Below are 12,138 nucleotides of genomic sequence, written 5' to 3'. Positions count from 1 at the left end.
TATTAAATCTTTTTTATTAAATTTAAAAACTCTTTTTCACCCAACCACTCACTATTTTTGGTCGAATTATATTCAAAGCCTTGTTCAACTTGAATACCTTTTTCTCCTAAATTATTCTCAAAATAATCCCTTACAGAGTGAAACTTAATAGTAGGTCCAATTACAAAATGATCTTCAAATTCTATTGTTAGATGGGAATCATCAGATGGACACATTATTTCATGGAGTTTTTCTCCTGGTCTTATTCCAACTATTTCATGGGGTAAGTTTGGTGCCATTGCACTTGCTAAATCAACTATTTTCATAGATGGAATTTTTGGTACAAAAATCTCTCCACCTTTCATTCTCTCAAAATTTTTAAGTACAAAATTAACACCTTGTTCAAGTGTTATCATAAATCTTGTCATTTTTTCATCTGTGATTGGTAAAGATTCAGCTCCATTTTTAATTAGTTTTTCAAAATAAGGAACAACTGAACCCCTACTTCCTAAAACATTTCCGTATCTTACTACTGCAAAAGAGATATCTCTTTTTCCAACTAAGTTATTAGCTGCTACAAAAAGCTTATCTGATACTAGTTTTGTTGCTCCATAAAGATTTACTGGATTTGCTGCTTTGTCAGTGGATAAGGCAATTACTTTTTTCACCCTATTATCAATGGCTGCATCAATAACATTTTGTGCTCCATCAATATTTGTTTTTATACATTCCATTGGATTGTATTCTGCTATTGGTACATGTTTTAAAGCTGCTGCATGAATCACATAGTCCACATCATTCATAGCTTTTTTTAATCTACTTGCATCCCTTACATCGCCAATAAAATACCTCATGCTCTTATTGTTATAATCTTGGGACATTTCATATTGCTTAAGTTCATCTCTTGAATAAATTATTATTTTATTTGGTTTATACTTTTCAAGTATCATCTTAGTAAACTTTTTACCAAAACTTCCAGTTCCACCAGTAATTAAAATATTTTTATCATTAAACATTAAAAGCCTTTATTTATAATGTTCAATTTTACCCAATATATTATTTAACTTTTATTTTAAGAGCAAATATGTAATAATTTAATAAATTCAAACTTAGGTATTTTATGTCAGAAAATTTCATTCCTGAAGATATTATCAAAATTCAAAAAAAACTTGCCAGCTTTGAAAAGGGTTCAAGGAATTATAAAAAATATACTAAAATACTAGCAAAACACATAAAAAAATTCACTATGAAAAAAAGAGTTACTTCTCACATTAAGACAATTGAAAATATTCAAAAAATAGATGAAGAGTTAAATAAAAAAGATGAAGAATAAATTTCATTACAATTTGTAATAATTTTTCTTAATTAAAAAAGTTTCTGCTAGAATACACAAAAATAAAAACACGCAGGAAAAATTATGGATGATAATCAAAAAAAATCACTAGACTTAGCAATTAAACAAATTGACAAAGCTTTTGGAAAAGGTTCACTAGTAAGATTAGGGGATAAAGAAACAGTTCCAGTTGAGTCTATAAGTACAGGTTCATTGGGACTTGACTTAGCATTAGGGGTTGGAGGATTACCAAAGGGAAGAGTAATAGAAATATATGGACCTGAATCTTCAGGTAAAACTACACTTACACTTCATGCAATAGCAGAGTGTCAAAGACAAGGTGGAGTTTGTGCTTTTATTGATGCAGAACATGCACTTGATGTTATTTATGCTAAAAACTTAGGTGTTGATACAGATAACTTACTTGTTTCACAACCAGATTTTGGAGAACAAGCCTTAGAAATACTTGAAACTGTTATTAGAAGTGGAGCTGTAGATTTAATAGTAATTGACTCAGTTGCAGCTTTAACTCCAAAAGTAGAGATTGATGGTGATATGGATGACCAACAAGTTGGTGTTCAAGCTAGACTTATGAGTAAGGCTCTTAGAAAAATTACTGGTATTTTACACAAAATGAACTGTACTGTAATATTCATTAACCAAATCAGAATGAAAATTGGTATGACAGGATACGGAAGTCCAGAAACTACAACTGGTGGAAATGCACTTAAATTTTACTCTTCTATTAGACTTGATATTAGAAGAATCGCTACTCTTAAACAAGCTGAAAACTCTATTGGAAATAGAGTAAAAGTAAAAGTTGTAAAAAATAAAGTTGCCCCTCCTTTCAAACAAGCAGAATTTGATATCATGTTTGGAGAAGGTATCTCAAAAATGGGAGAACTTGTTGATTATGGTGTTAAACTTGATATTGTCGATAAAGCTGGAGCTTGGTTTAGCTACAATGATAGTAAAATAGGACAAGGAAAAGAGAATTCAAAAGTATTCTTAAGAGAAAATCCAGAAATAGCAAAAGAGATTGAAGATAAAATTCTTGAAGCTATGGGTGTAAATGATGCTGTGCCATTTGATGGTGATGAAAGTTCAGAAGAAGGTGAAGATTAATCTAAGAGAAATTCTCTTAGATTAAATCCCTTTACAACTACAATATACAAAACTACCCCAAATAATCAGAAATCCCCCCAATCACAAAAGAACTTTAAAATAAAATTTTAGATAAAATGATATAAATTTAAATATTTATAGGAGACCTACATGGTATATATTGATAACATTTATGCTGATGAAGTATTAGATTCAAGAGGAAATCCAACAGTTAGAGCGACAGTAATTTTAAGTGATGGGACAAAACAAAGTGCGATTGTACCAAGTGGGGCAAGTACTGGAAAAAGAGAAGCACTAGAATTAAGAGATGGGGATGATAGATTTTTAGGAAAAGGCGTTTTAAAAGCAGTTGAAAATGTAAATACAACAATTGCAAATGAACTAATCGGTCTAAGTCCATACAATCAAGCAGAAGTAGATGCTACTATGAAAGATATTGATGGTACAAGCAATTATTCAAACTTAGGTGCAAATGCTGTTTTAGGTGTATCTATGGCAGTTGCACGAGCTGCAGCAGAATCTTTACATGTACCATTATATAGATATTTAGGTGGAGCAAATGCTATGACTATGCCTGTACCTATGTTTAATATCATAAATGGTGGAGAACATGCAAATAACTCTGTTGATTTTCAAGAATATATGGTTATGCCAGTTGGTTTTGAAAACTTCAATGATGGATTAAGAGCAGTATCTGAAATCTACCAAAATCTAAAAAAAGTAATTGATGAAATGGGTGAATCAACTGCAGTTGGTGATGAAGGTGGATTTGCTCCAAATTTAAAATCAAATGAAGAACCTATTCAAGTTATTTTAAAAGCAGTAGAAAAAGCTGGATATAAAGCAGGTGAGCAAATTGCAATCGCACTTGATGTTGCAGCTTCAGAAATCATCAATGACAAAGGTCTTTATGTATTAAAATCTGAAAATAGAGAATTAACTTCAAAAGAGTTAGTTGCTTATTATGCTGATTTATGTTCAAAATACCCAATTGTATCTATCGAAGATGGTTTAAGTGAAGATGATTGGGATGGTTGGAAAATATTAACTGAAGAATTAGGTTCTAAAATTCAACTTGTAGGTGATGATTTATTTGTTACAAATGCAAATATCCTAGCAGAAGGGATTCAAAAAGGTATTGCAAATTCTATTTTAATCAAACCAAACCAAATTGGATCAGTTAGTGAAACAATGCAAACAATTAGATTAGCACAAAGAAACAATTATAATTGTGTTATGTCTCATAGATCTGGTGAATCAGAAGATGCTTTTATTGCTGATTTTGCAGTAGCTTTAAATTGTGGACAAATCAAAACAGGAAGTACGGCAAGAAGTGATAGAATCGCTAAATATAATAGATTATTGGAAATTGGCTCTGAAATAGCATATGCTGAATATTTAGGGAAACAACCTTTTTTTAAAAAATAATAGTAGAATAATATGGCAGAAAAAAGTAATCGTTTTATAAGTAAAGAAGTCAAACGATTTACTGTAATAGCAATAATTTCTATTGCTATTACACTTTTTCTAAGCTATCATGTGGCAAACTTACTCTTTGGAGTAAATTCTTTTGAGGTCTATAAATCACTTAAAAATAAAAGGTCTTATTTGATTAGTGAAATTAATAGACTTCAAGAGAGTAATGCGAGATTACAAAAAGAATATTTTGAATTAAAAAATTTGGAGCCAGAAGAATGAAATCTTTATCTTTAATTGTTACATCACTATTAATGGTTGCTTCTTTAGAAGCAAGAGAAAATCCGTTTATGCCAACAAAAGCATATGATGATGAAGTTGCAAGACTTATGGAGATAGATCAAAATTATCCACCTGAATTTATGGAGAAAAACCAAGATATTCAAACAGAAGATATGACTCCTGTATTAAGAGAAGGTGATGTAAATAAACCAGCTCCTACTGCTGTTGCAAAAAGTGAAGAAGAGCTGAAAAAAGAGCAAATGGAAAAAGAAGCTCAACTAAGAAAAGAAAAGGAGCTTCAAGAAGCTCTAAAAAAAGTTGCAATTGCTAAAAAAGAAGCTGCAGAAGCAAAATTAGCAAAAGAAAGAGCAATCACAAAAGCTAAAGAACTTGAAGAAAGAGGCCCTGTAGTTTATGTAAAGCCAAGAGCTACAACAGAAATTATGCCAAATGAGACGGAAACTCCTACTATGCAAGATGACACAAAAATGGATGTAAAAAATGTAGAAATACTACCATTTTTAAAACTTGAATACTCAAATGATAAAATGGCTTTAAATACAAAATATAAAATTATGAAAAAATTTTATCTAGAAAATGAGAAAAAATTAATCATTGATTTTAAAGCTAATGTTTCATTTTTTACTAAAAATATAGTTTTAGATTCTACTAACTTCAAAAAAATAACTGTGGGGAATCATGGAGAAGAACACTTTTTTAGAGTTGTTGTAGAAGTAGAAGATATGCCTTCAAATTATGATGTATCTTTTGATGATACTTTAGTTTATATTCTTCCTAAACAATAAGGTATTTAATAATTTTATTATTATCATTACAATTAGAACTTCTAAAATAGAAGCTAATATAAATGCATAATAATAAAATTGCGTAATACTATGATTGTGATATGCCAGAGTAATAACTGCTATTAAAAGAGTAAGTGGCATTGAATGAGAAAGTCCTATCAATAAAAACTTTCCTCCCTTTAAATCTTTCATAAATAAAAATGATGCTACAAATCGTATGAAAATCATAGCTACAACTATCATCAAAGCTTTTACAAATAATCCATCATGAAATAAAGATTGTAACTCAAATGAAGTACCTACATGAATAAAAAATATTGGCACAAGCCAACCAAACCCAAAGTGCTCTAGTTTTGTGGGAAGTGCTTTATTATGCTCAAAAAAAGTTTTGATAAAAGTTCCAGCAATAAATGCTCCAAATGCAACTTCAAGTTTCAGATAAATCATTATAGTAATCAATAAAAAGAAAATAGCCATAGAAACACGAATATCTTGTTCTTGATGATCTTCATCTGGCATAAGATATCTTTTTATCTCAGGATACCACCATAATAAATTATGAAATATCTTGTATATAATTATCAACACAACTAAAAAAGCGGTAAATAACATCATGGTTTTTGCAAATTCCCAGCCAAATCCAACTTCAAGTCCAGCAGAAACTGTTGTTAAAACTATAATAGAAACTATCTCTCCAACAAGACCTATCAGAATAGATAAAGATACCCAATCCTCTTCTCCATACTCTTTTTTAAGTGCAGCTAACATACCTATAGAGATCAAAGGAAGAGTAACTACAAAAATATTACTTAATTCAAAGTACCAAGTAATAATAAAAGATAAAGAGAATAATATAGCATTATAAACAAGTGATTTTTTCAAAATCAAAGGGTCTGAATCTATTATCTTTCTTAAATCGACTTCAAGACCTGCTAAAAACATCAAATATAAAAATCCAAGTTCTGCAACTAACTCAAAAATAGTGTGTTCTGTAATAAGTGAAAAATATACAGCAAGAGCACCCAATATAATCTCAACAGGAACCGTTGGTATTTTAGTAAACTTTGATACTAACGGAGATATAAAAATTATAGTTGAGATTGTAATAATTATTAGGATTTCATCTGTCATTTAGTTTCCTGTTTTTAATCTCTTTCTCTTTTTATTTTGAAGCCTAACTTTTCAAGTTCTTCCATATCTTCAATTGGAGATTTTCCAGCAGTTGTTAAATAATCTCCAATAACAAAGGCATTTGCACCTTTTTCAAAGATTTTATATTGTTCTTCACCAAACATTAACTCTCTTCCACCAGCAACCATGATTTTCATAGCATTTGGCACCATTTTTCTAGCTAGCACAATTAATTCAAATGCCTCTTCTCTTGTAACACTATTTTCGACAATTGGTAAAGCCTTATTTGGATGAAAGAAGTTTAAAGGTACGTTCATAGGTTCCAATGATGCGATTGATTCAAGCATAGAGATTCTTTGCTCTTGAGTTTCACCAAGACCAAAAATTCCACCACATACAAGTCTCAATCCCACTTCTTTTACATTTTTACAGGTTTGATATCTCTCTTGCCAAGTATGAGTTGTAACAATTTGGGGATAATAATCTTCTGCTGTTTCTAAGTTATGATTATACGCATCAACACCAGCTTCTTTTAATGTTTGAAGTTGCTCAACACTTGCAGTTCCATTACAAGCAATTAATATAAGTCCTAGATTCTCTTTTTTTACAGCCTTTGCAGCTTCAACAACAAACTTTAGTCTCTTATCATCTAAGCCTTTTCCAGCAGTTACTAAACAAAATCCATTAGCATTATTTGCTTTTGCTCTTTTTGCTTCTTGGACAATTTGTTCTATCTCTTTTCTTTTATATCTTAATATATCTGCTTTGTATTTTACACTTTGTGTACAAAATTTACAGTCTTCATTACATGTACCACTTTCAATATTACAAATAGCACATAAAAATATTTCTTTATTTTCGTTCATATCTAATCTCTTTTTTTAAAAATTCTTTTTCATTAATATTTCTTGAGTAATAATTAATTATATACTCATTTGGGTTAATTTCCAACAATACACACTCACTCAAAGGTTTCTCCCTAGCGCATATTTCACCAGGATTTAAAAATAAAGTACCTTCTTTATAGTCACTTTCAAACATATGAGTATGTCCAAAAATCACTACATCACTATCCCCATTTAGATAAAAAGGTAAGTGCATAAGTTTAAACTTTACATCTTCTATTTTAAAAAAATAAGGTTCATTTTCTATTTTGTACTCATTTGAAAGACGAACTAAGGAGTTATCATTATTACCATATACACATACATAAGGCAAAGTTGACTCTTTTAATAATTCTAAATTTTCTCTCAAACACAAATCGCCTGCGTGCACTAAGTATTGTGCACCTTGTGATTTTAAAAAATCAATAGCTTCTTTTGTAAAATCAACTTTATTGTGACTATCAGAAAGAACTGCTACTTTCAAGTTTATTTCTCTTTTTTAGCAGTTGTTTTCTTTACTGTTGTCTTTTTTGCAGGAGCTTTCTTCGCTGGGGCTTTTTTTGTTGTTGTTTTCTTTTGTGTTGTTTTTGCAGCAGCTGTTTTTTTAGCTGGTGCTCTTTTTGAAGTTTTAGAATCATTTTCAATAATACTTAAACAATCTTCCAACTCTAAAGAGGCAGCATCTTTACCCTTTGGTATTTTATAGTTTTTTCTACCTTGTTTGATATAAGGTCCATATCTTCCATCAAGAACTTGAATTTTTTCTTTTTCAAAGTTTTTAATAGTAGCCTTTGCTTTTTCTTCATCAATTTGTTTTATTATTTCTAAAGCTCTTGGTAGTTCAACTTTATAGGGATCATCTTCTTTTAGTGAATAATATTTTGTTTTTACTTGCAAATATGGACCAAATCTTCCAATATTTGCTTTAATATCTTCACCATCAGCAGTTTGTCCTACAACTCTTGGAAGAGTAAATAAAAACATCGCTTCATCCATAGTAATCGTATCCATATTTAGATGAGCTGGAATCGCTACAAAAAGAGGTTTTTCCTCATCATCTTTTGTTCCAATTTGAACAAATGGCCCAAATCTTCCTACTCTTGCACTTACAGGTTTTCCAGATTTTGGATCAGTTCCTATTTCTCTTATTTGTAAATAATCTTCTTTATTTACACTCTCTTCCTTTTCATCAATAGTTTTTTTAAAATCTCCATAAAAGTCTTTCATTACTTGTTGCCAAGCAATTTTCCCCTCTGCAATGTCATCAAACTCTTCTTCAACTTTTGCTGTAAATCCTAAATCTAAAATATTAGGGAAGTGATCTGTTAAAAATGAATTTACAATTTCACCAGTTGGTGTAGGTATAAGTTTTTTATCTTCTGATTTAGTTATATACTCTCTTGCTTGAATAGTAGATATTGTAGGAGCATAAGTTGATGGTCTTCCAATTCCTTCACTTTCTAGTTTTTTTACAAGAGAAGCCTCTGTATATCTTGCTGGTGGTTTTGTAAAGTTTTGTTCTAAATCTAATTTTTCTAAATCTAATTTTGTTCCAACTTTAATTGATGGTAATATTTTTTCACTACTATCAAGTGCCGATTCAGGATTATCACTTCCTTCTGTATAAACTTTCATAAATCCAGGGAAGATAATTCTTTGTCCCTTAACTTGGAATTCATACTCTTTATCTTTTCCAGCACTTATTTTATATGTTGTATTTGCTATTTTTGCTGTTTGCATTTGAGTAGCAAGTGTTCTTTTCCAAATAAGACTATAAAGTCTAAATTGTGCATTGTCCACATAAGCTTTTATCATACTTGGTTTTAAACTTAAATCAACAGGTCTAATAGCCTCATGAGCTTCTTGTGCTCCTTTAGCTTTTGATTTGTATACCCTTGGACTTTTTAGGCTATATTCTGCACCATAGGTTTTTTCAATCACTTCTTTAGCTGCACTTGTAGCAACTGTTGAAAGATTTAAGGAGTCTGTTCTCATATACGTAATCAAACCACCCGTATGATTTGGGATATTTTGAATATTTCCTTCATATAGTTGTTGTGCTATTACCATAGTTTGTTTTACAGAATATCCAAGTTTTCTACTAGCTTCTTGTTGTAGTGTAGAAGTTGTAAAAGGCGCTGCTGGATTTCTTTTACTTTCATTCTCTTCTATATCAAAAAGTTCAAAATCCCCTTGATTTATTGAAGCTTCAATTACTTTTGCTTCTTGTTCATTTTTGATTTTTTTTACTTTTCCATCGATTTTTGCTAATTCAGTATTTAACTGAGGATTTATAAAATCAGCTTTTATTTTCCAAAACTCTTCAGGAATAAAGGCTCTAATTTCATTTTCTCTATCAACTATTATTCTAACAGCAACACTTTGAACTCTTCCAGCACTAAGACCATATCTAACTTTTTTCCATAATAGTGGTGAAAGTTCATATCCAACAGCTCTATCTAATATTCTTCTTGCTTGTTGAGCATCAACTAAGTTTTGATTTACTTCCCTTGGATTTTCTAGAGCTTTTAAAATTGCACCCTTTGTAATCTCATGAAATACGATTCTTTTTAGTGGGTTTTTTTCAACTTTAAGTGCAGGGATAAGATGCCAAGCGATAGCTTCTCCCTCCCTATCCTCATCGGCTGCGAGGTAGATAGTTGTATCTTTTGTTATCTCTTTTTTCAAATCAGCAATTACTTTTCTTTTATCCGTGGAAATCAGATATTGAGGTTTGAAATCATCAGCTGGGTCAAATCCCAATTTTGATTTTGGTAAATCTCTTACATGACCCATAGATGCCATAACTTTATAATCTGATCCTAAGAATTTTGAAATTGTTTTTGCTTTTGCTGGTGATTCGACGATAACTAAATTTTTCACTATAAAAATAACCCTTCTGATTTTTTTTGAGCAAGAATTCTAACATAATTAGATTAAAAGCACTTAAGCTTTAAAATTAACATCTTTATCTAAAAAATTATTACCTCTGTTTGTAAATCAATATTAAACTCTGTTTTTACTCTTTCTTTTGCTAGATTTATCAAATAAATTGCATCTTCAAAAGTTCCACCACCATCATTTACTAAAAAATTAGCATGTACTTTCGAAAATGACATTCCATTTTTATTAAACCCTTTTAATCCAACTTGTTCAATCAATCTTCCAGCACTATCTCCTATTGGGTTTTTAAAACAGCTTCCAGCACTAGGAGTTTGTGGTTGATTGTTTCGCATTTTTGTAAAAAGTTCATTCATTTCTTTACTATATCCACTTGATATATTAAATACAAGTTCATAAACTATAGTATCTATATTTGAATATCTATATCCGTATTGTACATCTTCTTTTTTAATATATCCATCTTTTGTCTTAATACAATCAATATAATTAAAAATTTCCCACTCTTTTAAACCGGCATTCATTTTAATCAAACCACCAAGATTTCCAGGAAGTTTTCCAAGAAATTCAAAATTTGCTAGATTATTTCTTTTTGCATAAGATAAAAGTTTACCAGATTTTGTAGCACATCCAACATAAAGTTTATCTTCTTTTTGTTCTATATAATTAAATTCTTCACTTAAAACTGCAAATTTTGGAGGAGTATTTGAGACTAGAAGATTATTTGCACGACCAATTATTTGATAGTCGCTATAATCTCCTATTTCATTTATAACCAATACATCCACTATTGGTCCTATATGAATTGATGAATATTTTGAAAAGTCGATACTCTTTGTGTAGTTATTCATTATTCTCTATTCATTATTACTTATTACGAAGTTCTTCATATTCACTTGGAATTAAAAACTCCCTTGATTTAACAAGACTATTATAGAAGCCATGTTTATACCCTAGTTCATATAGCTTATCTAAGGCCTCATATTGAAGTTCACTCAAACTTATAGAATCATCATTTGCATAAAGATCTAAATACTTATCAAGTGTTGGAGCATCAACTCTTATAAGTCCTCGCTCCAATAACATATCAGATAATATTTTCTTATTTTTATTTGCAACATGAACTGCTTTTATTAGAGTATTTTCATAATCAATTGCATAATTTAGTGGAATTGATCTTCTTAAACACATTCCACCAAGGGGAAGAGGTAAATCTTTTCCAGCTAACTCTTGCCAAATATCCCAAATCTCACGTTCAACTTCTAAACTATCATCATAATTTAAAATTGATTCATGGATTAAAACACCTGCATCAACAGTACCATCAATTACAGCTTGTTCTATATCTAAAAAGTTCATATAAGTAATTCTTGCATCTGGATAAGCGATTCTAAATAGAAGTCCATTAGTTGTATATTCTCCACTTAAAGCCACTTTGAAGTTTTTCTTTAATTTTGTCTTTTTTTTCTTTACTAATTTTGGTCCATAGCCATTACCAAAGGAAACTGCTGTTTTTAAAAGTGCATAATCATCTTTTACAAAAGGATATAAAGCAAAAGAGATTGCACAAATATCATATTCACCTCTTAAAGTAGCTTGGTTTAAACTCTCAATGTCATCTGCAATATTATCAAATATTGTATCTTTTGGAGTAACCCAACCAAATTTTATAGCATAATACATAAATATATCATCGGCGTCTGGTGAATGTGCAACACTAATTTTTTTCAAAGTCTATCCTTCTTTTTTTATGAAAAAGATTGTATCAAGTTATGGTTTTATCTTTGGTTATATAAAAATATGAATGAGTATTCAAAAGCTTTGCTTTCTTTTTATTAAAAGAGTATAATTAATTAATCTAATTAAGGAGATTATTATGAAAGCATGTAAATTAGTCCTTGGACTTTTAGCAGCAGCAACATTAGTTTCAACACTTAATGCTACTGATTATACACAAAGAGGACCTTCAAGTTTTGAAGAGTATGACACAAATAATGATGGTTTTGTATCTGAATCTGAATTTTATGATTTAAGAGCAAAAAAAATGGAAGCAAAGGCAAATCAAGGTATGAGAATGAAAAATGCAGCAAATGCTCCAACTTTTGAAAGTTTTGATACAAATGGCGATAAAAAACTAAGTAAAGAAGAACTTTTAGAAGGTCAAATGAAAAATATGAAACAAAACATGAATCAAAAAGGTATGGGAAATAAAATGAACTCTGGCCAAGGTATGAATAAAGGTCAAGGTATGGGAAAAGGAATGAATAATTCCAACCAATAA

At 30.1% G+C, this 12,138-nt stretch carries 13 protein-coding genes; 6 read left to right on the top strand and 7 right to left on the bottom strand.

The window, feature by feature from the left end; genetic code table 11:
* Positions 1–2 precede the first annotated feature (2 nt).
* A complete protein-coding gene (gene pseB / locus CRU95_RS09285) occupies positions 3–995 on the bottom strand; it encodes a UDP-N-acetylglucosamine 4,6-dehydratase (inverting) (protein WP_129100860.1) in 993 nt (330 codons plus the stop codon).
* 104 nt (positions 996–1,099) lie between these two features.
* Here pseB and CRU95_RS09280 point away from each other — a divergent pair, with 104 nt between their 5' ends.
* From CRU95_RS09280 to CRU95_RS09260, 5 genes are all read left to right on the top strand, one after another.
* Positions 1,100–1,312 (top strand): hypothetical protein, encoded by a 213-nt coding sequence (locus CRU95_RS09280; protein WP_129100859.1) that lies wholly within the window; start codon positions 1,100–1,102, stop codon positions 1,310–1,312.
* A gap of 84 nt (positions 1,313–1,396) precedes the next feature.
* Complete coding sequence (recA, locus tag CRU95_RS09275; RefSeq protein WP_129100858.1) at positions 1,397–2,437, top strand: recombinase RecA; 1,041 nt, start codon at positions 1,397–1,399, stop codon at positions 2,435–2,437.
* Between the two features lie 150 nt (positions 2,438–2,587).
* Positions 2,588–3,865 carry a phosphopyruvate hydratase gene (gene eno / locus CRU95_RS09270; RefSeq protein ID WP_129100857.1) on the top strand — a complete coding sequence of 426 codons (1,278 nt, stop codon included), beginning with the start codon at positions 2,588–2,590 and terminating at the stop codon, positions 3,863–3,865.
* Positions 3,866–3,877: 12 nt separating this feature from the next.
* Entirely contained in the window at positions 3,878–4,135 is a 258-nt protein-coding gene (locus CRU95_RS09265) for a septum formation initiator (protein WP_129100856.1), read from the top strand.
* The gene (locus CRU95_RS09260) at positions 4,132–4,941 is read left to right on the top strand and encodes an AMIN domain-containing protein (protein WP_129100855.1); all 810 of its coding nucleotides are present in this window, start codon (positions 4,132–4,134) and stop codon (positions 4,939–4,941) included. The genes CRU95_RS09265 and CRU95_RS09260 overlap by 4 nt, the downstream gene beginning before the upstream one ends.
* Here the strand turns inward: CRU95_RS09260 and CRU95_RS09255 are convergent.
* From CRU95_RS09255 to CRU95_RS09230, 6 genes are all read right to left on the bottom strand, one after another.
* Entirely contained in the window at positions 4,915–6,072 is a 1,158-nt protein-coding gene (locus CRU95_RS09255; protein ID WP_129100854.1) for a cation:proton antiporter, read from the bottom strand. The genes CRU95_RS09260 and CRU95_RS09255 overlap by 27 nt on opposite strands.
* A gap of 14 nt (positions 6,073–6,086) precedes the next feature.
* Entirely contained in the window at positions 6,087–6,938 is an 852-nt protein-coding gene (locus tag CRU95_RS09250) for a biotin synthase (protein ID WP_129100853.1), read from the bottom strand.
* The gene (locus tag CRU95_RS09245; protein ID WP_129100852.1) at positions 6,925–7,440 is read right to left on the bottom strand and encodes a metallophosphoesterase; all 516 of its coding nucleotides are present in this window, start codon (positions 7,438–7,440) and stop codon (positions 6,925–6,927) included. Before CRU95_RS09245 ends, CRU95_RS09250 begins: the two co-directional genes overlap by 14 nt.
* Before the next feature lie 2 nt (positions 7,441–7,442).
* A complete protein-coding gene (topA, locus tag CRU95_RS09240) occupies positions 7,443–9,839 on the bottom strand; it encodes a type I DNA topoisomerase (RefSeq protein WP_129100851.1) in 2,397 nt (798 codons plus the stop codon).
* A gap of 89 nt (positions 9,840–9,928) precedes the next feature.
* Complete coding sequence (locus CRU95_RS09235) at positions 9,929–10,708, bottom strand: UDP-N-acetylmuramate dehydrogenase (RefSeq protein WP_129100850.1); 780 nt, start codon at positions 10,706–10,708, stop codon at positions 9,929–9,931.
* 16 nt (positions 10,709–10,724) lie between these two features.
* Positions 10,725–11,588: a menaquinone biosynthesis family protein gene (locus tag CRU95_RS09230; protein WP_129100849.1), complete on the bottom strand. Its 864-nt coding sequence runs from the start codon at positions 11,586–11,588 to the stop codon at positions 10,725–10,727.
* Between the two features lie 145 nt (positions 11,589–11,733).
* Between CRU95_RS09230 and CRU95_RS09225 the strand changes: the two genes are divergently transcribed.
* Positions 11,734–12,138: an EF-hand domain-containing protein gene (locus CRU95_RS09225; RefSeq protein WP_129100848.1), complete on the top strand. Its 405-nt coding sequence runs from the start codon at positions 11,734–11,736 to the stop codon at positions 12,136–12,138.

Source organism: Arcobacter sp. F2176 (assembly GCF_004116465.1).
Taxonomy (GTDB): domain Bacteria; phylum Campylobacterota; class Campylobacteria; order Campylobacterales; family Arcobacteraceae; genus Arcobacter; species Arcobacter siniprincipis.
The sequence above is the reverse complement of the archived record's forward strand: the minus strand, read 5'-3'. Positions and strand labels throughout refer to the sequence as shown.

What these genes read in the sequence shown, in the direction of transcription:
- pseB (WP_129100860.1), bottom strand. Translation starts at nt 995, where the DNA reads ATGTTTAATGATAAAAATATTTTAATTACTGGTGGAACTGGAAGTTTT.
- CRU95_RS09280 (WP_129100859.1), top strand. Translation starts at nt 1,100, where the DNA reads ATGTCAGAAAATTTCATTCCTGAAGATATTATCAAAATTCAAAAAAAA.
- recA (WP_129100858.1), top strand. Translation starts at nt 1,397, where the DNA reads ATGGATGATAATCAAAAAAAATCACTAGACTTAGCAATTAAACAAATT.
- eno (WP_129100857.1), top strand. Translation starts at nt 2,588, where the DNA reads ATGGTATATATTGATAACATTTATGCTGATGAAGTATTAGATTCAAGA.
- CRU95_RS09265 (WP_129100856.1), top strand. Translation starts at nt 3,878, where the DNA reads ATGGCAGAAAAAAGTAATCGTTTTATAAGTAAAGAAGTCAAACGATTT.
- CRU95_RS09260 (WP_129100855.1), top strand. Translation starts at nt 4,132, where the DNA reads ATGAAATCTTTATCTTTAATTGTTACATCACTATTAATGGTTGCTTCT.
- CRU95_RS09255 (WP_129100854.1), bottom strand. Translation starts at nt 6,072, where the DNA reads ATGACAGATGAAATCCTAATAATTATTACAATCTCAACTATAATTTTT.
- CRU95_RS09250 (WP_129100853.1), bottom strand. Translation starts at nt 6,938, where the DNA reads ATGAACGAAAATAAAGAAATATTTTTATGTGCTATTTGTAATATTGAA.
- CRU95_RS09235 (WP_129100850.1), bottom strand. Translation starts at nt 10,708, where the DNA reads ATGAATAACTACACAAAGAGTATCGACTTTTCAAAATATTCATCAATT.
- CRU95_RS09225 (WP_129100848.1), top strand. Translation starts at nt 11,734, where the DNA reads ATGAAAGCATGTAAATTAGTCCTTGGACTTTTAGCAGCAGCAACATTA.